The 23,804-nt window shown below is 49.7% G+C and carries 27 protein-coding genes and 1 pseudogene; 8 read left to right on the top strand and 20 right to left on the bottom strand.

The window, feature by feature from the left end; translation table 11 throughout:
* The 3 genes and pseudogenes from AADEFJLK_RS26040 to AADEFJLK_RS06320 all read right to left on the bottom strand — a co-directional run.
* Positions 1-86, bottom strand: a pseudogene (locus tag AADEFJLK_RS26040) (transposase); the annotation flags it as partial.
* Positions 87-218: 132 nt separating this feature from the next.
* On the bottom strand, positions 219-437 hold the full coding sequence (locus AADEFJLK_RS06325; protein WP_146054522.1) for a hypothetical protein: 219 nt from the start codon (positions 435-437) through the stop codon (positions 219-221).
* A gap of 287 nt (positions 438-724) precedes the next feature.
* Positions 725-2,056 carry a DEAD/DEAH box helicase gene (locus tag AADEFJLK_RS06320; RefSeq protein ID WP_103973698.1) on the bottom strand — a complete coding sequence of 444 codons (1,332 nt, stop codon included), beginning with the start codon at positions 2,054-2,056 and terminating at the stop codon, positions 725-727.
* Between the two features lie 150 nt (positions 2,057-2,206).
* On the opposite strand from AADEFJLK_RS06320, the gene AADEFJLK_RS06315 reads away from it, so the two are divergent.
* Positions 2,207-2,896 (top strand): rhomboid family intramembrane serine protease, encoded by a 690-nt coding sequence (locus AADEFJLK_RS06315; RefSeq protein ID WP_103973697.1) that lies wholly within the window; start codon positions 2,207-2,209, stop codon positions 2,894-2,896.
* A 32-nt stretch (positions 2,897-2,928) separates the two neighbouring features.
* On the top strand, positions 2,929-3,753 hold the full coding sequence (locus tag AADEFJLK_RS06310; protein ID WP_103973696.1) for a Fic family protein: 825 nt from the start codon (positions 2,929-2,931) through the stop codon (positions 3,751-3,753).
* 40 nt (positions 3,754-3,793) lie between these two features.
* On the opposite strand, the gene AADEFJLK_RS06305 is transcribed toward AADEFJLK_RS06310, so the two are convergent.
* Positions 3,794-4,588, bottom strand: a complete 795-nt coding sequence (locus AADEFJLK_RS06305; RefSeq protein WP_103973695.1) for a symmetrical bis(5'-nucleosyl)-tetraphosphatase — start codon at positions 4,586-4,588, stop codon at positions 3,794-3,796.
* 363 nt (positions 4,589-4,951) lie between these two features.
* Between AADEFJLK_RS06305 and AADEFJLK_RS06300 the strand changes: the two genes are divergently transcribed.
* Positions 4,952-5,506: a flavodoxin gene (locus tag AADEFJLK_RS06300; RefSeq protein WP_103973881.1), complete on the top strand. Its 555-nt coding sequence runs from the start codon at positions 4,952-4,954 to the stop codon at positions 5,504-5,506.
* Positions 5,507-6,050: 544 nt separating this feature from the next.
* Here the strand turns inward: AADEFJLK_RS06300 and AADEFJLK_RS06295 are convergent.
* From AADEFJLK_RS06295 to ylqF, 5 genes are all read right to left on the bottom strand, one after another.
* Entirely contained in the window at positions 6,051-6,659 is a 609-nt protein-coding gene (locus AADEFJLK_RS06295; RefSeq protein WP_103973694.1) for an alpha-ketoglutarate-dependent dioxygenase AlkB family protein, read from the bottom strand.
* A complete protein-coding gene (locus tag AADEFJLK_RS06290; RefSeq protein ID WP_103973693.1) occupies positions 6,659-7,051 on the bottom strand; it encodes a bacteriohemerythrin in 393 nt (130 codons plus the stop codon). Before AADEFJLK_RS06290 ends, AADEFJLK_RS06295 begins: the two co-directional genes overlap by 1 nt.
* A 26-nt stretch (positions 7,052-7,077) precedes the next feature.
* Positions 7,078-7,698, bottom strand: coding sequence for a glutathione S-transferase family protein (locus AADEFJLK_RS06285; RefSeq protein ID WP_103973692.1), 621 nt, complete (start codon positions 7,696-7,698; stop codon positions 7,078-7,080).
* Complete coding sequence (locus tag AADEFJLK_RS06280; RefSeq protein ID WP_088617526.1) at positions 7,695-8,186, bottom strand: amine oxidase; 492 nt, start codon at positions 8,184-8,186, stop codon at positions 7,695-7,697. Before AADEFJLK_RS06280 ends, AADEFJLK_RS06285 begins: the two co-directional genes overlap by 4 nt.
* 440 nt (positions 8,187-8,626) lie before the next feature.
* Positions 8,627-9,532 (bottom strand): ribosome biogenesis GTPase YlqF, encoded by a 906-nt coding sequence (gene ylqF / locus AADEFJLK_RS06275; RefSeq protein WP_088617527.1) that lies wholly within the window; start codon positions 9,530-9,532, stop codon positions 8,627-8,629.
* Between the two features lie 117 nt (positions 9,533-9,649).
* Here ylqF and yfbR point away from each other — a divergent pair, with 117 nt between their 5' ends.
* Positions 9,650-10,255, top strand: coding sequence for a 5'-deoxynucleotidase (yfbR, locus tag AADEFJLK_RS06270; RefSeq protein WP_088617528.1), 606 nt, complete (start codon positions 9,650-9,652; stop codon positions 10,253-10,255).
* 90 nt (positions 10,256-10,345) lie between these two features.
* Here yfbR and fbaA read toward each other — a convergent pair whose 3' ends face one another.
* From fbaA to hxlA, 7 genes are all read right to left on the bottom strand, one after another.
* Positions 10,346-11,425 (bottom strand): class II fructose-bisphosphate aldolase, encoded by a 1,080-nt coding sequence (gene fbaA, locus AADEFJLK_RS06265; RefSeq protein ID WP_088617529.1) that lies wholly within the window; start codon positions 11,423-11,425, stop codon positions 10,346-10,348.
* 92 nt (positions 11,426-11,517) lie between these two features.
* Positions 11,518-12,513 (bottom strand): transaldolase, encoded by a 996-nt coding sequence (locus AADEFJLK_RS06260; protein ID WP_088617530.1) that lies wholly within the window; start codon positions 12,511-12,513, stop codon positions 11,518-11,520.
* A gap of 180 nt (positions 12,514-12,693) precedes the next feature.
* Positions 12,694-13,509 (bottom strand): hypothetical protein, encoded by an 816-nt coding sequence (locus AADEFJLK_RS06255; RefSeq protein WP_146054521.1) that lies wholly within the window; start codon positions 13,507-13,509, stop codon positions 12,694-12,696.
* 3 nt (positions 13,510-13,512) lie between these two features.
* Positions 13,513-14,205 carry a hypothetical protein gene (locus tag AADEFJLK_RS06250; RefSeq protein ID WP_146054520.1) on the bottom strand — a complete coding sequence of 231 codons (693 nt, stop codon included), beginning with the start codon at positions 14,203-14,205 and terminating at the stop codon, positions 13,513-13,515.
* 172 nt (positions 14,206-14,377) lie between these two features.
* A complete protein-coding gene (tkt, locus tag AADEFJLK_RS06245) occupies positions 14,378-16,372 on the bottom strand; it encodes a transketolase (RefSeq protein ID WP_088617533.1) in 1,995 nt (664 codons plus the stop codon).
* Between the two features lie 126 nt (positions 16,373-16,498).
* Positions 16,499-17,032 carry a 6-phospho-3-hexuloisomerase gene (hxlB, locus tag AADEFJLK_RS06240; protein ID WP_088617534.1) on the bottom strand — a complete coding sequence of 178 codons (534 nt, stop codon included), beginning with the start codon at positions 17,030-17,032 and terminating at the stop codon, positions 16,499-16,501.
* Between the two features lie 2 nt (positions 17,033-17,034).
* On the bottom strand, positions 17,035-17,682 hold the full coding sequence (hxlA, locus tag AADEFJLK_RS06235; RefSeq protein WP_088617535.1) for a 3-hexulose-6-phosphate synthase: 648 nt from the start codon (positions 17,680-17,682) through the stop codon (positions 17,035-17,037).
* A gap of 392 nt (positions 17,683-18,074) precedes the next feature.
* Between hxlA and AADEFJLK_RS06230 the strand changes: the two genes are divergently transcribed.
* Positions 18,075-18,908, top strand: a complete 834-nt coding sequence (locus AADEFJLK_RS06230; RefSeq protein ID WP_103973690.1) for an HAD-IIA family hydrolase — start codon at positions 18,075-18,077, stop codon at positions 18,906-18,908.
* 26 nt (positions 18,909-18,934) lie between these two features.
* Positions 18,935-19,924, top strand: coding sequence for a dihydroxyacetone kinase subunit DhaK (gene dhaK / locus AADEFJLK_RS06225; protein ID WP_103973689.1), 990 nt, complete (start codon positions 18,935-18,937; stop codon positions 19,922-19,924).
* Here the strand turns inward: dhaK and dhaL are convergent.
* The 4 genes from dhaL to AADEFJLK_RS06205 all read right to left on the bottom strand — a co-directional run bounded on the left by dhaL (position 19,907) and on the right by AADEFJLK_RS06205 (position 22,265).
* Positions 19,907-20,536 (bottom strand): dihydroxyacetone kinase subunit DhaL, encoded by a 630-nt coding sequence (gene dhaL / locus AADEFJLK_RS06220; protein WP_103973688.1) that lies wholly within the window; start codon positions 20,534-20,536, stop codon positions 19,907-19,909. The two genes, dhaK and dhaL, sit on opposite strands and share 18 nt — an antisense overlap.
* Before the next feature lie 62 nt (positions 20,537-20,598).
* Positions 20,599-20,958, bottom strand: a complete 360-nt coding sequence (locus tag AADEFJLK_RS06215) for a type II toxin-antitoxin system VapC family toxin (protein WP_088617539.1) — start codon at positions 20,956-20,958, stop codon at positions 20,599-20,601.
* Positions 20,945-21,181: a ribbon-helix-helix domain-containing protein gene (locus tag AADEFJLK_RS06210; RefSeq protein WP_088617540.1), complete on the bottom strand. Its 237-nt coding sequence runs from the start codon at positions 21,179-21,181 to the stop codon at positions 20,945-20,947. The genes AADEFJLK_RS06215 and AADEFJLK_RS06210 overlap by 14 nt, the downstream gene beginning before the upstream one ends.
* Positions 21,182-21,401: 220 nt before the next feature.
* Complete coding sequence (locus AADEFJLK_RS06205; RefSeq protein ID WP_088617541.1) at positions 21,402-22,265, bottom strand: YicC/YloC family endoribonuclease; 864 nt, start codon at positions 22,263-22,265, stop codon at positions 21,402-21,404.
* 195 nt (positions 22,266-22,460) lie between these two features.
* Between AADEFJLK_RS06205 and rph the strand changes: the two genes are divergently transcribed.
* Complete coding sequence (gene rph / locus AADEFJLK_RS06200) at positions 22,461-23,183, top strand: ribonuclease PH (protein WP_088617542.1); 723 nt, start codon at positions 22,461-22,463, stop codon at positions 23,181-23,183.
* A complete protein-coding gene (gene rdgB / locus AADEFJLK_RS06195; protein WP_103973687.1) occupies positions 23,183-23,794 on the top strand; it encodes an RdgB/HAM1 family non-canonical purine NTP pyrophosphatase in 612 nt (203 codons plus the stop codon). The genes rph and rdgB overlap by 1 nt, the downstream gene beginning before the upstream one ends.
* The last annotated feature ends 10 nt before the right edge of the window (positions 23,795-23,804 follow it).

Below are 23,804 nucleotides of genomic sequence, written 5' to 3'. Positions count from 1 at the left end.
CCGTCTGCCCAACGTAACTGGCGGATGGTCGCGTAACACTGGGCTTCGCTGACTAGTTGTTTGATGGTTATGATTGAAGTTTCCATCCGACCATTTTATCAAAAGACCTCAAAACCCATATTGAGCCATAAACAATTCATGCCTACTTTCCAAAAGCACCTGTAAAAAGCGTGACTTTTCATGCAATAAAGCGGAAAAAATAATATTGGTGTCAACAATTATCGGTCGCATAAAACCTTATCCGCCAGCATTTGCCAAACATGACTATTAATCTCTTTAACTAAACCATCGGCTTGCTCTTGGTTTAATTGGCTATTTTTACTTAATGCCGTCAATTCAATATAGTCTAAAAAATTAGCCACCGCTTCTTGGGGGATAATCCCTTTAGGAAACCGGATCACAACTTCTTTCTCTTCCAAAGTCACTTGCGCTTGCATATCATTACACCTTATCAACAAATTAAAAGAAAAAAACATCATCTAATGGTTCGTCAAAATCATCATAAACGACGATTTTATCCCTATATTCACCGATAGTCCGTTTTCCGGCAACTTGTTTTTGTTGCTGCCCAGATGGGGAAACCACAAAATCAGCGACTTACTTTTGTGGTTCAGACATTAAAATTTCAATTTCGCTTAATAATGGCTGGCGGTGCATATGTATTCTTCGATTGGCTTATCAACGGGTAAAAATAACGTCACAACGTATCAGCATTTTTCGGCTATCACTCCGCCCCCGTCTCCGGTTTAGCGCTAGGTATCCGCCGCTTACCAATATTCTTCTTATCCCGCTGGCGGATTTTCACCTTCTCCGCCGGCTTCTTTTTCTCCTCTTCCTTCTTCTTTTTCGCCCCCACCGCCTTGCCTGAGGACTTCACCTTCTTCGGCCCCGTATAACTGCCTTGCAATTCTTTAATAGTGCGGCGGATAAACGCCTGCTTCAAAAACCGTTGGATGCCGGACATTAAATTCCATTCGGTGCTTTTGACCAAAGCGATGGTGACACCTTGTTCATCGGCGCGGCCAGTACGGCCTATGCGGTGGATGTAGTCTATGCCATTTCTGGGCACATCGAAGTTCACCACCAGATTAATGCCTTTCACATCCAAGCCCCTAGCCGCCAAATCGGTGGAGACCAAAATATCAATCACCCCTTCGCGGAACAGGTTCATCACCCGCTTGCGCTCGTAATGCTCCATTTCGCCATGCAGCACCCCCAAACGCAGGCCTAAATTGCGCAACGGATTTTCCAATTCAATCGCCTTATTGCGGGTATTGGTAAACACCAAGGCCTTTTCATAACTGTCATTCAACAACAACCACGCTAACAGGCGTTGTTTATGGTCGTTGTCATCGGCCAAAACGATTTGCTGTTCAATGTTACTGTGGCCGTCGTGTAGCGTATTCAGGGCTACGACTTGATGCGGCTTTAGGATTTTATCGGCCATTTTAATGACCCCATAATGGGTCAAGGTGGCCGAAAACAATAGCGTTTGCCGCTCAGGGTTACAATGCTTAGCAATCGCCAGCACCGCGTCGCTAAAGCCCATATCCAGCATCCGGTCGGCTTCATCTAAAATCAGCACCTCCAAATGGCTAAAATCAGACGTCTTATTGGTCAATTGTTCCAATAAGCGCCCAGGGGTAGCGATAATGACATCGGCATTTCTGCGCAACACGCCTTGCTGTTGCTTAAAATCTTCGCCCCCCGTAATCAAACCGACCTTTAAATCCGTAAATTCGGCAAGCTGTAAGCAGTGCTGATAGATTTGGCTGGCGAGTTCGCGGGTGGGCGTTAAGATCAGGGCGCGGGTACCGAACAGCGACGTGGGTTTAGCCAGCAACTGCTGGAAGGTCGGCAATACAAACGCGGCGGTTTTGCCGCTGCCCGTTTCGGCGCTGACCAACAAGTCCTTACCCGTCAAAGCGGGCGGGATGGCATGTTGCTGTACGGGAGTCGGTTGGGTAAAGCCCATTTTGGCAACAGCGGACTGTAAAGCGTCGCTAAGGGCCAATTGGGCAAAAGATAAGGGCGTTTCTGAGGTATTTGCTTGCATGTATAGGTGTGGAATAGGAGGAAACTTGAGCGGGTGCGCTAATGTGCCATTATAAACGCTTTACCCGCTAAGCCCCGTTTAAATGTCAGGTTGCCTATTGGCGTTTAAATGGTAAGCTTAGACCACCTATAGCTTAGAAGAGCCGTCCGTATGATACCGATTAGAGATACCGCCCCGTGTTATGACAAACCTTTAGTGACGTGGACGCTAATCGTCGTGTGCGTCGTGATTTTTGTCGCCATGTACTTTATGCCGGAGGCGGACAGCTATCGCTTGATTAACCAGTACGGGATGGTGCCGATGCGTTATGCGCACGGCTGGGCAAGCTATAATGGCATGGCGTTTGACGGCTACTTTTCGTTTCTCAGCAACTTGTTCCTGCATTCCAGTTGGACGCATTTATTGATGAACATGTGGTTCTTATGGATTTTTGCCGATAACGTCGAAGACCGTATGGGGCGGTGGCGGTTTTTGCTGTTTTACCTGATCTGCGGCCTGTTTGCGAGCGCGTTACAATGGTTTTTTGACCCTAACCTGACCATTCCGGTCGTCGGCGCGTCGGGGGCGATTGCCGGGGTATTGGCCGCCTATTTCTTCCTGTATCCGCTGGAGCGGGTGATTGTCTGGATTCCGTTATTTTTCTTGCCCATCGTCATCCACGTCCCGGCCATTTCTTTCTTAGGCTTGTGGATATTGCTGCAACTGCACAACGCCACCACCTCGATTATCTTTGATAACGTCACCGTCGATGTGGCTTGGTGGGCGCATCTGGGCGGCTTTATCGCCGGGTCGCTGTTATACCGGTTCTTTTTGCGTAAGGATTATTTTGAGGGGCGTTGAGCAACTCCCCCTATTGAGCTTGGCCCCTTATAATGGCTTATTTTTACAATCATCTCGATCACGACATCAAAACCATATTGCTGGCGCAAATCCGCGATTTGTGGACGCATAACTCCACTTCGCTTGAAGGCAATAGCCTGACCTTAGGGGAAACTGGCTTTATCCTTGAAGAAGGCCTCACCATTCAAGGCAAGCCTCTTAAAGACCATAACGAAATCTATGGCCATGCCAAAGCCATAGTCCTCATTTACGGCCTGTTAAGCCGTCCGCCCGCCCCGTTTAACCGTCAAGACCTGTTTCACCTGCACGAAACGGTAATGACCGAACGGGTCAGGGACATTGACCAGCCTATCGGCAATTGGAAGACGCAAACCAACTATACCAGCTATATTGGCGCGGATAATCGGCAAGCATGGCGGGAATACCCCGCACCACACTATATCGACAGCTTAATGGCCCAATGGCTAGATGCCTTAACCGCCTATTGCGCGGTTAGCCATACTGCTACCCAAGCGGCGGCGGCCTACGCGGACTTACATCTTAGCTTAGTCAGCATCCACCCGTTTTTCGATGGCAATGGCCGCATGGCAAGACTGCTCGCCAACCTGCCCGTACTCCAATGCGGCTTTCCGCCCATCGTTATCCCCCAGCAAGACCGCTACCAATACAAACAAACGCTATCGGCTTACCAAAACACTCTCCCTGACCTGGCAAACCTGAGCCGCTTAGAACAGCTTCCTGATAACCCTGAAAAACACCATTTTATTGGCTTATGCAACAGTTATTGGCAGGAAACCCTGCACTTATTAGCCAATGCCAATGCCATCCAAGAAAAACGCCGACAGAGCAAGGCATAAACCGCAGCAGCCAAACAAACGGGGAGCGGCAAAGGAACCCCTAACCACAAGCAACGCTGATTTTTTCAGGTGTCGCCGACAGAGCCAGCGCCGACAACCACGCTTGGGTCGGCAACGGGTAAATGCCCGGAAAATCCGCATCCATAAAATCCGCATCATCCGCAAAAATGATGTTCAACTCGGCGGTCATCCGGTTGGGTAGCCGATACCAAGGCACTAACCCTTCGGTTTGCGTGGCGACCGACCCGCGCGTACAAAAATCTAGCTTGCCTTGCCGGTTACTGTACTTCATCAGGGTATAGGCGTTCATAATAAAGCGTAGCCGTTTCCAGCCCGTCAGCTTAGGATGCCAACGCGATTGGTCTTGCCCTTGATGTTCTAACAAGGTCGCGTAATTGCCAAAAGCCAGTTGCGATTCGGCCTCATAGGCAAAGGTCAGGGCTTGGCTAAATGTCCATTCAGCCGGGATACCCGCATGGACCAGCGTAAAATTAAGCTTGGCATCATGATGGATCAACGGACGGCCACGCAGCCATTTCAACAACACCTCCCGATCCGGTGCCGCGAGGATTTCATCTAAGGTATCACCCGCTTCCGGTTGCCTCAGTCCGGTCGCAACGGTCAAGACATGCAATTCCTGATCACCCAAAACCGTCACGGCTTTTTTCCCCAAGCCTTTCACAAACCGGAGCACCTCCAGCGACTGCGGCCCGCCATTGAGCAAATTCCCGGTAAACCATAAGCAATCGTTATCAGGATTAAACTGTATTTTCTCCAGCAACGCCAATAACGCTTGATAATCGCCTTTTACACTGCCGATCGCATAGGTGGTCATAGCACTTCACTTCCCAATAGATAATACCCATACCCACATCAATTATTATGCCATCGCCTAAAAGCCACTGAGAAATCGAAAATCCGGCTGGGTATTGAGCGGATAAGTCATTAATAACCCGCTCTAAGCCGTTTTTAACCCGTGCCAAGCGGAGAAAGGCACTGTCAGCAATTTTGCAGGGCATGGCGGCTTTGTCATAAAGCCACCGTCTTTAAAACCGGATTGTCGGCAATAGCACCAATGCCGCTACCGCCCGCCAGATGCCCAATAGCCCAAACACAGTGACAACCAACCTTTTTCAGCCCTTAATGCGGATGGTTTAAATATTGCTTGCGCCTAATCATCAACCAACAGGAGCTTATTATGGATAAAATCGGCATATTTTATGGTACTGAAAAAGGCCTGACCGCTGCGATGGCCCAAGTCATGTACCGGGTGTTAGGCGACGGTATTGCCGATGCGCCAGTCAATGTCAATCAGGCAAGAGTCGCGGACTTATTGCAATACCAAGCCTTGATTTTAGGTGTGCCCAGTTACGGGGTCGGTGAATTGCCGGGCAGAACCACAGGCAGTGAAGAAGGCAACTGGGAAGAGTTTTTATTCCGCCTAGATGAGGCCGATTTGTCGGGAAAACGGGTGGCGTTATTTGGTTTAGGCAACCAGCAAAAATACTATGACCGCTTCGCCAGCTCATTAATCCATTTATACCACTATATGGTGTCTTATGGTGCCGAAGTGATCGGACGCTGGGGGACAGAAGGCTATCATTTCACCCATTCCCATGCTGTTATCGACCAGCACTTTGTCGGTTTGGTGTTAGACCACCATAACCAACCGGAACTGACCAAAGACCGGATCATCACTTGGCTGGAACAAATCAAACCGGCATTGCTGGAAAAATTGCCGCAATCTCATTAACGCTTAGGAACGCGCACGAAATAAAATCCGTTGTAGGGACGAAGAGCCGTTCCCTGAGCGGAGCCGAAGGGAGCGGCTCTTCGGCTTCGCCCAAAGACCTAGAATCCCGTGCAATAAGTAGTGGTGCAAAAGTCTTTTAACATTCGTGAATTCAACCCCACCCCAGCCCTCCCCTTCGCAGGGGAGGGAGCATTTTCCCCGTCATACAGGCGAAAATCAGGGGAACAAGCCCCTCCCCCTGGCAAGCATAAGTATCTACACAAGTTTATGTATTAAAAATCATTATGTTAAGTAAATAATTGCGTTATTTCATATAGATAATTGCTGTTTTAAGCCGGATTTCTCTGGTCAAAGAACTAAAAATCTAGCCGCTATCTGCAAGAATCTCTATATAACATATTGTTTTTAAAATAATTAAACTTGTGTAGATACTTATGCCCTGGCAAGGGGGAGGCTGGGAGGGGGTTACAGAGCTACCAACATTAAACGTTAAAAAATATATGAACACCTACTTAGAACGCCTACTTAATTTTATGCACGTTCCTTAGCCTGATAGGCTGTCACGGCCATCAGGCACCACCACCCTACGGAAAGTCAAATTAATCCGCCCCTCACGAAGATTTGCATCCATAGGGACGCTGTGTAACCAATGGTGTTGGAAATTCGGTTGCATCACCAGCAAGCTGCCGCTAGGTAAAACAATCTGCCCCTGTGCCAAGGTCTTTTTATGGCGAAATTGCAAAGGCCGCGCCGCGCCTAACGTTAAGGAGGCTATAACAGGCTGTTCGCCTAACTCCCGCTCATTATCCGCATGCCAGCCGACATAATCGTTGCCATCCCGATAGCAATTGACCAAAACCGAATTGAACGGGTAGTTTACATACGCCTCGACCTTGGCCTTAATCTCCGACAACAACGCCGTCCAAGGCCGGGTCTGCAACAAATTATTGCTATAACTGTAACGTATCCCGGCATCGGCATGCCAGGTTTGTAACCGGGGCAGGACAAATTGCCGCCCCGCAACACAATAGCGGTTATCCGGCCAAGCGTGTCCGTCGCGTAACAACCGATACAGCCGCCCACTATCGTCAGCATCGTAAAAGCCTTCCGTCAACACCAATTCGGGACACTGCACCCTCTGCCCCGTATCCATTAGCTTGGGCGGTTGTTAATATGCGTTGCTAAGGCCATATCCATCGTCGTGATATGCAGCGCTAACCATTGCGGCAAACGCTCTTTAACAAACGAACGCCCAAACACAATCAAGCCTTTATCCACCCGCGACTTGAATTGTTTAAATTCCCCCAACACCCGCTGATGCTCACCTTTATGGTCGGCAATCCCAGAATAGGCAAACTCCGCCATCCATTGGTCTTCCCTGGCAAAATGCTGCTCGGTATGTTCATATAACTGCTGGAACAACGCCGGAAAAGCGGCATTATCGGCACTGGCTAAGGCGTTAAGCAAACCGATAAACGCCGCGTGATCCTCATCAATCGGCCCGTACGCCACGTTCAGTGTCGCTGAGTTTTCAAGCAAAGCCATCGTATTCCCCTAAACCTAAAAAATGCTTAACCAACCCGATAGCCTTCTTCCTGCAATACCCGCCTGACCACCGGACGCGTCAGCATCAGCCGATAATGCGCCAAACAATGTTCCGGCAACGCCATACCTATTTTGTCCGCCCAAAACTCGACATAAAACAAAGCTGCATCGGCAATGCTGAACGCGCCCAGCGCGTAGCCTTGCGGCGGTAATGCCGCATTAATGACCGCAAACGCCTGTTCGGCAATGACCCAACCTTGGGCTTTAACCGCCTCACTATCGGCGGTGTTGATAGCAAATTTGTCGGTAGTGAACAGCCGCACAAAGCCTTGCCCATGTACCGTACCGACCACATAAGCCATTAGCTCAAGGGCGCGGGCATCGCCGTCCGCATCGCCAGGCAAGAGCTGGGCTTTAGGGTAGCTACGCGCCAACCAATAGGCAATGGCTTGGAATTCGGTCAGGGCAGTGCCGTCATTGCGCACCAGCGTCGGGATTGTTGCCTTAGGGTTAAGGGCAAGATAATCTGGTTGGGTGTGGTCCCCGGCCATAAGATTGACCAGATAAGCCTCAAAAACCAAATCCAATTCTTCCAATAAAATATGGATGCCTGTCGAACAAGAACCCGGTGTCATATACAATTTCATAGGCTATCTTCTCCTAGAATAGAAGGCGGCACCGAGTCCAAAATATACGCATTCACGGCTAAAGCAAAGTTTTGCCACAGCCCGGCAATATCATGCCTGACGGCATTAACGTAGGCCTTGTCGGGCTTATGCTCGCTGGGGAAATTGGACAATGCGCAGGAAGTACGGTGCTTATCGACGACAAACAGCAAAAACTCATCGACAAAACCATCGAAAACCGTTAGCACCTGTTTGCTTAATTCCGATAAGCCCCGGTTTATAGGCACGGCACTGCTATCAAACGGCAAAATTTGCAAATAAGCCAACGCCTCGTCATAAGCCTGAGTCAAAACCACTAAGACATTACGCTGAAAACAGCCGTCCCATTGTTGCCGAGAAAGATCATAAGCCAGCAATTGTTCGTAATGTTTTCGCAACAGCAACTTCCGTTCGGCGATATAGCGGTGGAATTGGCCAATACTTGCGGCATTGGGCGAAATGTTTGTCATCAGGCAGTCCTTAAGAAAAATCTTCGTACATTGACGCAGCTGTTTAGGCGATGACCGTAATGCCAACCCTTAAAGTCAGCATAAAACAGCCACACAAGGGCGCAGAAAAGCCGCCCACCATTGGCCTCAGCGCGTTAAAGCAAAAACACATTCAATAATAAGGCCAACCTGTAATATTTTAATTAATAGTCAGTAAAATCAATTAGTAAGGAACTTAATGGACATTCTACCAAAACCATTAGCATAACGGGGAATCGCTTAAGGTTGTCATAAGTCCAACAAAATCGGCAAAAAAAGCGGACATCGTGACAGAGGAGTATGGGTTTAAAGCATAGAATCCGAAGCTGGCCATAAACATATAGAGCCCGGTAGCCAAATCCAAGAAAGGCAACTATTTTGTTTTTTGTGTCTTTAGTGCTTTTCGTGGACAAGAGAAAAACCTACTTACGCTTTTGCTTCCTCAACAGCTTCTTAGCCGCCTTCTCGGCGCGGATAATCTCTAACTCGGCCAGCTCTTGCACCATCATTGCGGGCGTTTCCATGGTCATTTTCCCTAAAGTACCCGTACGGAATTCCGACAAAATAATTTTCGCCACTTTATCGCCGTCGATTTTTCCGCCTGCCCGCAAGCAACCGCGCTGCTTGCCGATCACCTCCAATAGCCCGGCTTCATGTTCGGGCAATTGCGTTAATTGAAAACGGGCTTTGACAGTTTCTGGATAGTGCTGCAACAAAAATTCCGCCAAGAAGGCGGCAATGTCATCGTGCTGAATGGCGGTATCTTTGATAGCCCCGGTCGTCGCCAAGCGGTAGCCGGTGTTTTTGTTCTCCAGATTTGCCCACAGCATCCCTGGGCTATCTAACAGGATAATGCCATTGCCTATATCGATGCGTTGGAGCATTTTAGTAATGGCGGGCTCGTTACCCGTTTTGGCGATCGTGCGGGCGGCCAAGATATTAATTAAGGTCGATTTGCCGACATTCGGGATACCCATAATCAAGGCATGGATTTGCTCACCTGCCCGCTTAGTCACCATCTTATGGCACAAGGCGGTAATCTGGCGGATTTTCTCCGGCTGGCCGGAAGTCACCGCCAGCGTTTTTACGCCCTGCTCTTGCTCCAGATAATCCTGCCAGTGTAGAGTCAGTTCCGGGTCGGCAAGGTCGCTTTTATTCAGCACCTTAATGCAGGGCTTATCGCCACGCAACTTGCCTATCATGGGGTTTTGGCTGCTAAAAGGGATGCGTGCATCAAGCACTTCTATAATCAAATCAATCTCAGGGAGAATGGCTTTAATTTCTTTACTGGCCTTGTGCATATGGCCGGGGTACCACTGAATCAACATAGTATATTAATCAATTAGAAAAAAAGGACGCTAAACTGACAAGATAGCAGATATGGCTTTAATTCGCTGAACAATCCCTTTATTATGGGAAACTGTTTTTTCCACCGCCGGTAAACCATGAAAGAAAATACCCTGACCAGCAGTTTTTACGCCTATTTGACCCGCTTAAGATGGATTAAGCGTTGGGGACTGAAACGCAACGCCCATGAAGAAAATGTCATGGAACACAGTTGGGAAGTGTCGGTCATTGCCCACACCTTAGCGCTGATTAAAAACCGTTACTTTAATGGCCAAGTTGATGCCAACGCCATTGCCACGGCGGCCTTGTACCATGACATCACCGAAGTCATCACCGGGGATTTACCCACCCCCATCAAATATTATTCCGAAGAAATCCGCAACGCGTATAAGGAGATTGAAAAACAGGCAGAAATGGAATTGTTACACCTATTGCCTAGCGAAATCCGCGAGGATTTTAGGCCACTGATTTGTCATGAGCACCTGCCGGAAGAACACATAAAAATCATCAAAGCCGCAGACAAAATTTCCGCTTACCTTAAATGCCAAGCCGAACTGAAAGCGGGTAATTTAGAATTTGAAATTGCCGCCGAGCATCTGGCGTTAAGGATTGCCGAATCCGACCAACAAGAAGTGGCGTTTTTTATGCGGGTGTTCGCGCCCAGTTGCGGCTTGACCTTAGACGGTTTAATGAAGACCTATTGAAATGGTGGGCATATAAAGCCTCCGACAAATTTTAGCCAAAAAAAAGCCGATGCAAACGCATCGGCTTTTTTAAGGGCAGGACGAAAAAGCTTACAAGCTGTTAACCGCGTTCAAATCTTGGAACGCTTGTTCCAAACGGGTAACGATGCTCACTTCGCTGGCGCGTTGCCAAACCCGTGGGTCATAGAATTTTTTGTTCGGTTTGTCGGCACCGTCTGGGTTGCCGATTTGGCCTTGCAAATAACCTTCATTTTTCAGGTAATACTGTCTGATGCCGTCCCATGCCGCCCATTGGGTATCGGTATCAATGTTCATTTTGATAACGCCATAGCTGATAGATTCGCTGATTTCTTCAGGAGACGAACCGGAACCGCCGTGGAACACGAAATTCAAGCTATTAGCCGGAACGCCGTATTTTTCGGACACATATTTTTGTGAGTTATCCAAAATGCTCGGAGTCAGCTTAACGTTGCCTGGCGAATAAACGCCGTGGACGTTACCGAAAGAAGCCGCGATAGTGAAACGGTCACTGATTTTGCTCAAATGCTCGTAAGCATAAGCCACATCTTCCGGTTGGGTGTACAACATGGAATGATCCATGCCGCTGTTATCGACACCGTCTTCTTCACCGCCAGTCACGCCCAATTCAATTTCCAAGGTCATGCCCATTTTGGCCATGCGCGCTAAGTATTGGCCGCAAATTTCGATGTTTTCTTCCAAGCTTTCTTCCGACAAGTCCAACATGTGTGAACTGAACAGTGGCTTACCGGTTTGGGCAAAATGTTTTTCGCCTGCATCTAACAGACCATCGATCCAAGGCAACAGATTTTTAGCGGCATGGTCAGTGTGCAAAATAACCGGCACACCATAAGCTTCCGCGACATTATGCACATGTTGCGCACCTGAAATCGCACCCAAAATAGCTTGTTGTTGACCGGCTAATTTCAGCCCCTTACCTGCGACGAATTGTGCGCCGCCGTTAGAGAACTGGACAATAACCGCCGACTTAACTTTGGCCGCCGCTTCTAATACCGCGTTGATAGAACCGGTACCGATAACGTTAACCGCTGGCAAAGCAAATTTATTTTCTTTGGCGATGGCAAAGACTTTTTGTACATCGTCGCCTGTAACTACACCTGGCTTGACGACATCTGAAATTTTTTGTGACATTGAAGTAAGAGTCCTAAATTTTGATAAATAAGCCCGAAAAAATCTAGGCCGCTTATCGCCGATAGCGCATAAACGACCTACGCAGTGAATACTTAGGCAGCCACTTCTTCTAATGTTGCCAAGCGCTCAGCCAACAGTTTTTCTAAAGCTTCTAAGGCAACGGTAAAGCCGTTGATGCCTTCTGCCAGCTTGTCAGTCGCCATACGGTTTGCAGCGTGCATGGTATCAAACAGCTCTTTAGTGACATTGATTTTTTCGATAGACAAGGTCGCCGCGTGCGCTGGGTCTAATTTGCGTGGCAGTTCGCCTTCAGTCGCTTGCAATTCAGCCAACAAAGAAGGGGCGATAGTCAACAAGTCAGAACCGGCCAATTCGGTGATTTCGCCGATGTTACGGAAGCTTGCGCCCATAACTTCAGTTTTGTAACCGAACTTTTTGTAGTAGTTATAGATTTCAGTGACCGACAATACGCCTGGATCTTCCGCCGCAGGGTAAGAATCACGGCCTGTGTCTTTTTTGTACCAGTCAAGGATACGGCCTACGAAAGGCGAGATCAAGGTGATACCGTTTTCGGCACAAGCAACCGCTTGGTGCAGACCGAACAACAAGGTCAGGTTACAATGGATGCCTTCTTTTTCTAAAACGGCGGCGGCTTGGATACCTTCCCAAGTTGACGCTATTTTAATCAAAATACGCTCACGCGCAATGCCCGCCGCTTCGTATTGGGCGATCAGTTCACGGCCTTTAGCAATAGTTGCATCCGTGTCGAAAGACAGACGTGCGTCAACTTCGGTAGAAACCCGGCCAGGAATAATTTCCAAGATTTTCAGACCAAAAGAAACAGCCAAACGGTCAAACGCCAAAGAAACGACTTGAGCGGAAGTGGCATCCGCACCTAAAGTTGCTCTTGCACCTGTCAGGGTATCGTCAACAATGCCTTGATATTGTGGCATTTGTGCCGCCGCAGTGATCAAAGAGGGGTTAGTTGTCGCATCTTGAGGTTTAACTGTTTCAATCGCTTGAATGTCTCCAGTATCTGCGACAATAACAGTGAACTCTCTAAGTTGCTCAAGTAAATTTTTTGCCATAAATAGTGCCTTCTTATAATAGTAAAAATTTTTTAAATAGCCGGATGGGAAAGCGTCTGTATTTTAAAGCGTTATGCCAGCTACTGGGGGGCGGGCTAGAATTCACAACGCCACAAACAACAAACAGCACCTAAGATGCTGTTTGTCTATTCCACACATCAATCATCTGAAAGTTAAAAACTAGGCACGATTCCTCATATATTTATCGACACCTGTTTCAATCATTTCAATTTTATTTTTGTTTGCCAATGCTTGTCTTGCCATGTATTTAGTTACACGGCTAATTTTAGGCAGACTGTCCTGGTTTTGTAAGTATTTGGCAACGCCTGTCAATTTAGGTTTTGCCACGGCGGCAGGCTTTTCTAATTTAGCCAGCAACGCCTGCTTTCTCATGTACTTAGCGACCTTACTCAATTGCGGCAGATCTTCCTGTTGCTTAAGATACTTTTCCACGCCCGTTAGTTCAATATGAATAACGGCTGGTTTTGCCTGTTTCGCTGCCAAGGCTTGTTTGGCCATATACTTAGCGACTTTCGTTGCGGGCGGCAGGCTCTCTTGTTTTTTCAGATACTTTGCCACGCCGCTCAACACAGGTGCGTCTTTTTGGTTGCTTAAATATTTGGCAACACCGGTCAATTGCAGTTTAGCGGCTGGCTTTGGGGCGTTTTTTTCCGCCAGTGACTTTTTCAGCATGTAGCGGGTAACACCGCTAACAGGCGTTTGTTGGGCTTTTTCTAAATATTTAGCCACGCCCGTAATCACTTGAGTATTTCTTTGTTCTTCGAGTGACTCCGCTTCTTCTTTATCCGCCTCTAAAAGCCGTCTTTGGCTTTCCAAATATCTCGCAACGCCAGTCAGACCACTTGCATCGGCAGCATAGACAGGCGCAGCAATGTGAGTTTCCACATGCGTCCCTTCATCATCGTGCCGTTTCATAAAAAAGAATAAGCCAGCCACAGCGGGGAAAAAAAATCCACTCAAGTAATTTTGGTTCATTGCTTATCCCCGGTTACGCATGTATTTTTCAACGCCAGTCGCCGCACCTGCCGCTGTTGATTTGGCGACAGTCACTTGTTTGGCAAGATATTTGGCAACACCTGTAGAAGGCGCGGCTTTAACTTGTTTTTCCAAGTATCTGGAAACGCCAGTACCGGACACTTTATTTAAGTATCTGGATACGCCTGTCAAACCGCCTTTAGCGACGGGAGCAGGAGCAGGGCTAGCCGCCGCTTTTTTACCGCTGCATTTGGTTTGGCCTTTAAACAGGAAGCCGCCGACCAAGCCTAAAGCAATCAGGCCGATCAAGTAAGTGGATTGTGACTCTTCTTTAGCGGCAGCAGCGACGCTGGTGCTTTCAATTGGGGTCTCTACAGCAGCACTTTCGCTGACGCTTTCTGATTTACTGGCCTTAGCAGGTGCAACGGCACCGGGTTTATAGTTAGGGTCACTATAGACAACTTGTGGCTGAAAGTTGGCGGCCGGATATTTCGCATCCACTTCATTGCTGGCAGAAGCCTCTGCAACTTTTGCCGCAGGTTTGCTGGCTGAACCACTTTTGGCTATCAAATCGTTATCTTGAAAAACGACTTGTGGTTGGAAGTCTGCCGCAGGGTATTTCTGATCTGCACCTGCTAGCGGACTAGCAATCAATAAGGTCGCAAACAAACCATTTATAAGATTATTTTTTTTCACGTTGTTCACCTTTAAGTCGGAAGAAATAGAGGGTGGGCCTAAGGAGGATAAATAGCCATTTATCTTACTTAGGGCTTACCCTCCATGAGTAAGCTATGCAAATAGTCTAAAAGCCATTGCCAACACCAAGCTGCTTGTTGCCCGGTGCTGCGGCAACGGCTTAATTTTAGTTTTAAAGTACCGCTTCTACATTTAGAACTACATTTTCAACAGTAAAACCGAACTCTTTAAACAGTTGCCCTGCGGGTGCTGATTCACCGAAATGATCAATACCGACAATTCTTCCATTGGTGCCGACATACTTCCACCAACCATCGGTCACGCCTGCTTCAACGGCAACGCGTTGGGTTACAGAAGAAGGCAATACGGACTCTTTATAAGCCGCATCTTGGGCATCAAAAATGTTGGTCGATGGCATGGAAACGACACGGATGTTCTTACCTGAGGCTTTTAACTGTTCCGCCGCCTTCACAGCCAGCTCAACTTCTGAACCGGTCGCGATAATAATCGCGTCAGGTGTACCTTCGCTATCAACCAAGATATACCCGCCACGGGTGATGGCACTAATTTGTGCATCAGTACGCGGAACATGCGGCAAGTTTTGGCGTGAAAACACCAGTACCGAAGGGCCGTCTTTACGTTCAATCGCGGCACGCCAAGCGACAGCGGTTTCGACTGCGTCACAAGTACGCCAAACGTGCATACCCGGAATTAACCGCAGGGTCGCCGTTTGTTCGACAGGCTGGTGGGTCGGGCCGTCTTCACCTAAACCGATAGAGTCGTGGGTGTAAACGAAGATAGAACGGATTTTCATTAAAGAAGCCATTCTGACCGCGTTACGCGCATACTCAGAGAACATCAGGAAGGTCGCACCGAAAGGCACCAAACCGCCGTGTAAGGCCACGCCGTTCATAATCGCGGACATCCCGAACTCACGGACACCGTAATTGACATAGTTGGCATTGGGCTTATCGGCCCGCATAGGCTTATAACCTGTCCACTCCGTCATGTTAGAGCAACCTAAGTCAGCAGAACCGCCAAAAATTTCCGGCAATAATTTCGCGTAACCTTCGATAGACGCTAAAGAGGATAAACGGGTAGCAGTGGTTTTGGCTTCAGCGTTCACGGCACTGACAAACGCGTCCGCGCCTTCAGCCCAATCTGTCGGCAAATCACCTGCCATACGGCGTTGGTATTCCGCCGCCAACTCAGGATATTCCGCTTGATACGCTTGGAATTTTTCATTCCACGCCTGTTCGGCGTGCGCACCTTTTTCTTTGGCATCCCAGCCGGCATAAACGTGTTCAGGCACTTCAAAAGCACCGTAATCCCAACCTAATGCCGCCTTAGTCAGATTGATTTCGGCATCACCTAACGGTGCGCCGTGGCAAGCATGGGAACCGGATTTATTGGGCGAACCAAAACCGATAGTGGTTTTGCAGCAAATTAAGGTCGGTTTGCCGGTAACAGCTTTTGCCAACTCAATCGCTTTGTAGAGAGCATCAGAATCGTGGCCGTCGACATCGGCAATCACATGCCAGCCATAAGCCTCGAAACGTTGTGGGGTATTATCCGTAAACCATCCATCAACATGACCGTCGATAGAAATGCCGTTGTCATCCCAAAACGCCACCAGTTTGCCCAAACCTAAAGTACCGGCTAACGAACAGGCTTCATGGGAAATGCCTTCCATCAGACAGCCGTCACCTAAAAAGACGTAGGTGTTGTGATCAACGACAGTATGCCCGTCACGGTTAAATTGCGCGGCCAGAGCTTTTTCGGCAATCGCCATACCGACAGCATTAGTAATACCTTGGCCTAATGGCCCAGTGGTGGTTTCTATGCCAGGCGCGTAACCGTATTCTGGGTGTCCGGGGGTTTTAGAATGCAACTGACGGAATCTTTTCAGCTCGTCAATCGGCAGATCATAACCTGTCAGATGCAACAGGGAGTAGATCAGCATTGAGCCATGACCATTTGAGAGAACAAAACGATCACGATTCGACCATTTTGGGTTGGTCGGATTATGGGTCATGAAGTCATTCCAGAGAACTTCGGCGATATCCGCCATGCCCATTGGTGCCCCTGGGTGACCAGAGTTTGCTTTTTGTACAGCATCCATGCTCAAAGCGCGTATGGCGTTCGCTAATTCTCGGCGCGAAGTCATATTGTTCTCCTTACTATTTAAATTACTTATCAGTGACAACAGCCATAACAAGGCCTTGCCAGGAAAATTATTTTGTTATTATGCAAATAAAACGGGAACGGGTATAACTAACCCGTTCCCTTGGCATTATTCTAAGTTAGCGTGCCTTTCTCTCATAATCTCTTCAGGAATTCCTTTTTCATGAATGATATGGGATACAGTCGATTCTAAAAATAATAAAGTGGACAGTTCAAACACAGTACCCATTGGCATACCAAACACTTTTCCGTATTGCTCGGCACGGCCAATTTGAAACACTGCATCCGCCATATCACCGATAGTTGATGAATCCTTAGCGGAAATCAACACGATGTTAGCGCCTATCTTTTTAGCACTTTTAGTAAATGCCACTAATTGCTCAGTTTCCCCAGAACCGGAGATAATGATCAACAAATCACCGGCTTTTATGCTCGGTGTGACAATCTCACCTACGACGCTTACATCGTAACCACCATGCACCAATCTCATAGCAAAGAAATTACCGACAAGCTTGGAGCGGCCGGCACCCGCGATAAAAATGCGTTTGGCGCTGTCGAGCAATTGAGTCAACTTTACATCGTATGTGCCGTCTGTGGCTTCAAGAATGCTTGAAATCTTTTCTATGACAAGTTGCTGGTGCATTCTTATACCTCAGTTGCGTCAACCAATTCACGGATTTCACGGGCAGCTTCAGCAGGAGATGGAGCGCCATAGATAGCCGCGCCAACAACGATGATGTTTGCACCTGATTTGACAACGTCTTGTACGGTTGCCGCTTTGATACCGCCAGCAACTGAAATTCTGACGTTCAAGCCTAATCTGGCGATGTCGTTCAGGTCAGAGAAAGGTGTGTGGCCGGCCGCTTGTGCGTCCAGACCTGTGTGGATACCCATGATGTGGGCGCCAGCTTCAAATGTTGCGCGTGCGCAAGCAACTTTGTCTTCAACGTTGATCAAGTCGATTTGGGCTTCTGCGCCGAAGGCGTTAGCCGCTTTGATAACACCCATGCAAGTTGCCAGACCGGAAACACCCAGAACTGTACAAATGTCTGCGCCAGCAGCATAAAATGGCGTTGCTTCGTATTCGCCAGCGTCCATAGTTTTAAGGTCAACCAAGATCAGCTTGTCTGGGAATTTAGCTCTCAATGCTTTAACCAGGTTAACGCCGTTGTGTTTGATGCATGGAGTTCCGATTTCAAAAATGTCAACGTGTGGTGCAACTTGCTCAGCAAGCGCAACGGTTGCGTCGAAATCTAATGAATCCAATGCCATCTGAATTAATGGTCTAGCCATGATATGTGCTCCGAAGGGTTATTAATAATTATAGTTTGTTGCATAATTGTTTTGCGGACGTAACTGTAAAGTAGAATAGGCATATATGTCAATGCCCCAATGCTTAATGCCCAATTAACGCCGCCGCCCGCTTACGCGACCCCATAAAAATATCATACAAAATCATTATTTTACAATTAATATCTCCACCTCCTTATTTCCGCCCGCCCAGCAACAGCCCCGTAAGCCTAAGACCGCCTAGCAAACACTCTAGTTAAGCGGACTACGGCTAACGCCAAGCCCCCACCGCACTGCGAAAACCGCCTCTTTTCGGCACTATTTAAAGATGCCAATTGACAATAAACCTTTTATACTAGGCGGCTAACTAAAAGCCCTTTCATTTGAGACCCTGTATGGAACCCTTTATCAATATCCGCGCCCTTATCATTGACATGGACGGGGTTTTGTGGCACGGCGACCAAGCCATCCCCGGCCTGACGGATTTTTTCCAAACGCTACGCGCCCAAAACTTCCGTTTTATTCTTGCCACCAACAACGCCAGCCTGACCCCGCCCCAATATGTTAACAAACTGGCGAAAATGGGCGTAACCGTCACCGAAAATGAAATCTTAACCTCCGGCATGGCCACCGCCCTCTACTTGAGCCAGCATGAAGACCCTGCCACTACCCGCGTCTTCGTGCTTGGCGAAGCGGGCGCGAGCGAACCGCTACGCCAATGCGGCTTTACCTTGACCGGACTCTACCAGCTTAACAGCGCCAAAACCCCAGGCGAAGGCGCGGATATTGTCGTCTGCGGCAAAGACCAAACCCTTAGTTGGGATAAACTCGCCACCGCCAGCCTTAACATCCGTGCCGGGGCTAAATTCATCGGCACCAATGCCGACACCACCCTACCCACCGAATACGGCATCACCCACGGTAACGGCGCGATTTTGGCCGCCCTGCAAGCGGCGACCGGTGTCAGCCCGACTATCATCGGTAAACCGGAACCGATCATTTATCAACAAGCCATGGCCTTACTCGGCACCGACCCAGCCGAAACCGTCGCGATAGGCGACCGCCTGGAAACCGACATTTTAGGCGCAGTGCGGACGGGTATCCGCAGCCTGATGGTCTTAACAGGCGTATCGACCCAAGCCGACTTGGAAGCCTCAGATTACGGCCCGACCTGGGTCATGGCGGACATCCGCGCCGTCACCGAGGCCTTAAAAACCTTAGCCGCTTAACCCCCAACCTCGCCAAGGCGACCGCCATGAAGAAATTTCTAAACGCAACCGACACCTTGCTTACCGAAAGCCTCGGCGGCTTTGCCTTGGCACATGCCGACATCATCGAATTAAGCGCCCCGCCTTATGTTATCCGCCGCAAACAGCCCAAGCAGGTAGGCAAAGTCGCCTTGATCTCCGGCGGCGGCTCCGGTCACGAACCGTTGCATACCGGCTTGGTCGGCTTAGGAATGCTCGATGCCGCCTGTCCTGGGCAAATCTTTACCTCCCCTACCCCCGACCAAATGCTGGCGGCGGCGCAAGCGGTCGACACGGGCGGCGGGGTATTATTTATCGTCAAGAATTACGCGGGTGACGTGATGAATTTTGAAATTGCCGCCGAACTGCTGGACAGCCCGAACGCGACTGTATTGGTAAATGATGATGTCGCCATACCCAAAAGCCAAAGCACTGGGCGGCGCGGTGTCGCAGGCACCTTAATCGTGGAAAAAATCGTCGGGGCCGCCGCCGAGCAAGGCGCCGACTTGGCGGCGTGCAAAGCCTTGGGCGAGCGCGTCAACCAAAACACCGCCTCTATGGGCGTAGCCCTGAGCAGTTGCACCGTACCCGCCCTAGGCAACCCGACCTTTACGTTAGGCGAGCAGGAAATGGAAATGGGCGTCGGCATTCATGGCGAACATGGCCGCGCCACCTTACCGCTGACTACCGCCAGCGCGATTACCGCGCAACTGGCGGCACACATTGACGACGACTTAAAACCCCAAGCCAACGCCCAAGCGTTGTTGCACATCAATGGCTTTGGGGCCACACCGCTGATGGAGTTGTATCTGATCTACGCCTTAGCCGCCGAACATTGGCAACAGCAAGGTGTCAACATCGTCCGTTCCTTAGTCGGTAACTACACCACGTCCCTAGACATGGCAGGTTGCTCCATCACCCTAACTTTGCTCGATGACGAAATGCTGCGGCTCTGGGACGCACCCGTCCATACCGCCCAGTTACGTTGGGGCTGCTGACAACACCGCGCTAATGGCGCAAATCATCAACTGGCAGGACTTTGCGCCCGCATCGATATGGCCGACCGAACGTTCCGCCAAAAACGCCGCCCGCCCCTTGGTCGCCAACATCGCGCGGGTAGACTCTACCCCCGCTATAGCGACCGCCTGCACCCCGGTTAACCCCTCGGCGGCGGTACAGGCATCCGACTGGAGATAAACCGCCACTGGCACCAAAACATCCAGCATGGTTTTCTCGCCTGCCTCAGATTTGCCGCGCCGCTTCATCGCCTCAACCCCCTGCGCAAACACGACAGCAAAGCCCTTTAAATCCAAGGCCTGGTCTGCCGCCGCTTTCGCCATCTCCAGAAACAACGTCCCCAACAAAGACCCCGACGCACCACCCACCGTCGACATCAAGGTCATACCCATCTTTTGCCACGCCGCCGACCACGTCAACAAACCCAATTCCTCGCGCTGCGCCAGCAAAGCCGCCAGCCCGCGCTGGAGATTAATCACATGGTCGCCATCACCAATCGCCTGATCCAACGCCGCCACCGCCTCGGCATTTTCGTCAATGGCATTGGCAACGGCTTCGATTAACTGGGGTAACAGGGTGGTAGGATAAGTCATGATTAAGTCTCAATTTTTAACGAATAGACGGGTAATAATGCACCGTGTTTTTAATATCCGCTTTACAGCTTCGCCTGCAAAGCCTTGTCCAACGTCAACAGCTCAAGGCTGTGGGCTTGTGCTGTGGCGGCAATAATGCTGTCGGGCAGTTTTGTACGGTGTTGCCGCCGGAACTGGATGGTCAGCTCCTCAATGGCGGGGCTTAGGCTTAGGTAGGTCATCCTGTCCAGCAAGGCCTTAACCGTCCGCTCCTCATGCTCTGTTATGCCAACAAAGCCCAATAGCTCCATACGGGTGACGGTACTGTAGGCGCATTGGCTAATACCTACTTGCTTGCTTTGCATTAAGGCAATCACTGCCGCGCTGTGTTGGTACATACCAAGGATAATATTAGTGTCCAGCAAATAGTTAACGCCATTCATCGCGCATGGCCTGTTGAATGGTCAAAGGGTCTCCAGCAAAGGAAGGCAGCTTAGGAAGCGTGCTTATGATGTCCGCCATCAGTTCCGGCGGCGGCTCGGTTTGCTTCGCGCCCAAATAGTCAGCAAGGGCTTGCCTGATCAATTGCACCGCGCCCGTGTGTTCGCGTTCCATCAGTTGATGCAATAATCGGGCAGTATCGTCATCAAGCTCTAAGGTCATCATGGCTTTGGCTCCGTTGGGGTTTTGTGTTTGGGTTTGTTGGCGGGTTCAGCACCCGCCCCTGTGTACCAGTCAAACTGCACTCAATCCGGTGTTGGGTACACGCTTGGGTACACACCAATTGTGCGGTTAAATGACACTATATGCAACAACCTGACACGAACAATACCTTATTTTCAAAGTCTTAAAAGTATTTTGACACCACATGACACCACCTGAAACATCACTCAATGTTTTGGATTTGCTCCCGCATCTGCTCAATCAGCACCTTCAACTCAATCGCAATCTGGGTCATTTCCTTATCCGCCGACTTTGACCCTAAGGTATTGGCCTCACGGTTCAGTTCCTGCATTAAAAAATCCAAACGCCTGCCGACGGGTTCGGGCTGCTTCAACACCCGCAAAACTTCGCTGATATGGGTGTCTAAGCGGTCCAGCTCTTCGGTGATGTCGAGCTTTTGCGTCAGAATGACCAACTCCTGCTCCAAGCGGTCAAAATCCGGTTGCGCGACCAACTCGACAACCCGGTCTTTCAGGCGGTTACGGATCAGGCGCAACACTTCCGGCATCCGCCCGCTGGCGGAGACGACAAAGCCCTGCATTTTTGAACAACGCTCTTCAATCAGTATCTTCAACTGCGCGCCTTCGCGCTGGCGGACTTCCAAAAAGATCGCCAAGGTTTGTTTAAGCAAGCGCTTAATGCCTGCATTCAATGCCTCGCGGTCAACATCCGGCTCTTGTTGGATACCCGGAAACGCCAAAATATCCAAAGCCGAGAACGACAACGCCGCCGGCATCAGTTGCTCGATTTGCTCGGTCGCTGCCAACAAGGTCGATACCGCCTGCAAATTGACGCTAAAACCCGCCCCATCGTTGGCTTTCTTATAACTGACCGTACATTCGACCTTACCACGGCTAACTTTTTCGGCAATCAGACTGCGCAAGTCGGCTTCTACACTCCGTAAACGTTCCGGCAACTTGACTGTGACATCACAATAGCGGTGGTTGACCGAACGCAATTCACAATTAATGGTCAAGCTTCCTATTTCCGCCTCCTGGCTGGCATAAGCCGTCATACTTTTTATCATTTTTCACCTAATGCGAATGGGGTTATGTAAGGTAGGCACATCTGTAAGCCGCGCCATTTTAGGTGCAACTATACTATGATTAGCTTGTAAACAGCAGATAGGCCGATTAACTTTCTTAACGCTTTGTGTATTTACATCAGAATTACCGCCAATTCAGGTATACTGTGCGGTTTTCATTTTGGCGGAACAAAACTTATGAGACCAAGCGGACGCAATCCCGATCAACTGCGCGAGATAACATTTACCTGTGGCTATACCAAACATGCAGAAGGCTCGGTGTTAGTTGAATTTGGTGATACCCGTGTACTATGCACCGCCAGTGTTGACCGTAGTGTACCGCGCTTTTTAAAAGGCAAGGGCGAAGGCTGGATAACCGCCGAATACGGCATGTTACCCCGCTCCACGCACAGCCGCATGGGGCGCGAAGCCAGTAACGGCAGACAAGGCGGGCGGACACTGGAAATTCAGCGCCTGATTGGCCGTTCCTTACGCGCGGCGGTTGATTTAAAGGCCTTAGGCGAACACACCCTGACCATCGACTGCGACGTTTTGCAAGCGGACGGCGGTACCCGCACGGCGGCGATTACCGGCGGCTTTGTCGCCTTATCATTGGCGGTCAAAACCATGATGAAACGCAAGCAAATCAAATCCAACCCCTTATACGGCCAAGTTGCCTCGATTTCGGTCGGCATTTTTAACGGTATCCCAGTTTTGGATTTGGACTATGCCGAAGACAGTAACGCCGAAACCGATATGAACGTGGTAATGAACGATGCCGGCGCCTTCATCGAAGTGCAAGGCACCGCCGAAGGCCACGCCTTCCGCAAAGACGAATTGGATGCCATGCTGATCTTAGCAGGCGGCGGCATCAACCAATTGATGGAAAAACAACGTCAGGTGCTGGAGGCCTACCGTTAATGTTCCCCCTAGGCCAACAAATTGTTTTAGCCAGCGGCAATGCCGGAAAAATCCGCGAAATCCAAGCCATTTTGGCGGGGCAAGTCATTGTGCCGCAAGCGGCGTTTAACGTCGCCGAATGCCCCGAAACCGGCTGCACGTTTGTTGAAAACGCACTATTAAAAGCGCGTAACGCCGCCTTACAATCCGGCCTGCCCGCCATTGCCGACGATTCCGGGCTGATCGTCGATGCCTTACACGGTGCGCCCGGTGTCCGCTCGGCGCGTTATGCGGGTGAAGCGGCCAGCGACCAAGACAATGTGCAAAAACTGCTCAGCGCCTTGGCGGACGTACCGGACGGGCAGCGCACGGCAAGGTTTGTCTGCGTCCTCGCCCTGCTGCAACACGCCGAAGACCCTTGCCCCCTCATCGCCCAAGGCGTATGGGAAGGACACATCTTGCGCCAGCCTGTCGGCGAACGCGGCTTTGGTTACGATCCGGTGTTTTGGGTGGCGGAGCAACAATGCTCATCCGCACAACTGCCTGCGGAACTGAAAAACGCCCTCAGCCATCGCGGGCAAGCGTTAAGGCAGTTATTGGCGTTGGTGGCGGGTAAACTGACACAGCCGTAACAAAGCCTAA

The organism is Methylovulum psychrotolerans (genome assembly GCF_002923755.1).
Taxonomy (GTDB): Bacteria; Pseudomonadota; Gammaproteobacteria; order Methylococcales; family Methylomonadaceae; genus Methylovulum; species Methylovulum psychrotolerans.
Note: the sequence above shows the minus strand (reverse complement) of the source record. Positions and strands in the feature narration are given on the sequence as shown.

Bases quoted from the DNA above. Each gene is read 5' to 3' on its own strand.
- AADEFJLK_RS06325 (WP_146054522.1), bottom strand. From the start codon at position 437: ATGCAAGCGCAAGTGACTTTGGAAGAGAAAGAAGTTGTGATCCGGTTT.
- AADEFJLK_RS06320 (WP_103973698.1), bottom strand. From the start codon at position 2,056: ATGCAAGCAAATACCTCAGAAACGCCCTTATCTTTTGCCCAATTGGCC.
- AADEFJLK_RS06315 (WP_103973697.1), top strand. From the start codon at position 2,207: ATGATACCGATTAGAGATACCGCCCCGTGTTATGACAAACCTTTAGTG.
- AADEFJLK_RS06310 (WP_103973696.1), top strand. From the start codon at position 2,929: ATGGCTTATTTTTACAATCATCTCGATCACGACATCAAAACCATATTG.
- AADEFJLK_RS06305 (WP_103973695.1), bottom strand. From the start codon at position 4,588: ATGACCACCTATGCGATCGGCAGTGTAAAAGGCGATTATCAAGCGTTA.
- AADEFJLK_RS06300 (WP_103973881.1), top strand. From the start codon at position 4,952: ATGGATAAAATCGGCATATTTTATGGTACTGAAAAAGGCCTGACCGCT.
- AADEFJLK_RS06295 (WP_103973694.1), bottom strand. From the start codon at position 6,659: ATGGATACGGGGCAGAGGGTGCAGTGTCCCGAATTGGTGTTGACGGAA.
- AADEFJLK_RS06290 (WP_103973693.1), bottom strand. From the start codon at position 7,051: ATGGCTTTGCTTGAAAACTCAGCGACACTGAACGTGGCGTACGGGCCG.
- AADEFJLK_RS06285 (WP_103973692.1), bottom strand. From the start codon at position 7,698: ATGAAATTGTATATGACACCGGGTTCTTGTTCGACAGGCATCCATATT.
- AADEFJLK_RS06280 (WP_088617526.1), bottom strand. From the start codon at position 8,186: ATGACAAACATTTCGCCCAATGCCGCAAGTATTGGCCAATTCCACCGC.
- ylqF (WP_088617527.1), bottom strand. From the start codon at position 9,532: ATGTTGATTCAGTGGTACCCCGGCCATATGCACAAGGCCAGTAAAGAA.
- yfbR (WP_088617528.1), top strand. From the start codon at position 9,650: ATGAAAGAAAATACCCTGACCAGCAGTTTTTACGCCTATTTGACCCGC.
- fbaA (WP_088617529.1), bottom strand. From the start codon at position 11,425: ATGTCACAAAAAATTTCAGATGTCGTCAAGCCAGGTGTAGTTACAGGC.
- AADEFJLK_RS06260 (WP_088617530.1), bottom strand. From the start codon at position 12,513: ATGGCAAAAAATTTACTTGAGCAACTTAGAGAGTTCACTGTTATTGTC.
- AADEFJLK_RS06255 (WP_146054521.1), bottom strand. From the start codon at position 13,509: ATGAACCAAAATTACTTGAGTGGATTTTTTTTCCCCGCTGTGGCTGGC.
- tkt (WP_088617533.1), bottom strand. From the start codon at position 16,372: ATGACTTCGCGCCGAGAATTAGCGAACGCCATACGCGCTTTGAGCATG.
- hxlB (WP_088617534.1), bottom strand. From the start codon at position 17,032: ATGCACCAGCAACTTGTCATAGAAAAGATTTCAAGCATTCTTGAAGCC.
- hxlA (WP_088617535.1), bottom strand. From the start codon at position 17,682: ATGGCTAGACCATTAATTCAGATGGCATTGGATTCATTAGATTTCGAC.
- AADEFJLK_RS06230 (WP_103973690.1), top strand. From the start codon at position 18,075: ATGGAACCCTTTATCAATATCCGCGCCCTTATCATTGACATGGACGGG.
- dhaK (WP_103973689.1), top strand. From the start codon at position 18,935: ATGAAGAAATTTCTAAACGCAACCGACACCTTGCTTACCGAAAGCCTC.
- dhaL (WP_103973688.1), bottom strand. From the start codon at position 20,536: ATGACTTATCCTACCACCCTGTTACCCCAGTTAATCGAAGCCGTTGCC.
- AADEFJLK_RS06215 (WP_088617539.1), bottom strand. From the start codon at position 20,958: ATGAATGGCGTTAACTATTTGCTGGACACTAATATTATCCTTGGTATG.
- AADEFJLK_RS06210 (WP_088617540.1), bottom strand. From the start codon at position 21,181: ATGATGACCTTAGAGCTTGATGACGATACTGCCCGATTATTGCATCAA.
- AADEFJLK_RS06205 (WP_088617541.1), bottom strand. From the start codon at position 22,265: ATGATAAAAAGTATGACGGCTTATGCCAGCCAGGAGGCGGAAATAGGA.
- rph (WP_088617542.1), top strand. From the start codon at position 22,461: ATGAGACCAAGCGGACGCAATCCCGATCAACTGCGCGAGATAACATTT.
- rdgB (WP_103973687.1), top strand. From the start codon at position 23,183: ATGTTCCCCCTAGGCCAACAAATTGTTTTAGCCAGCGGCAATGCCGGA.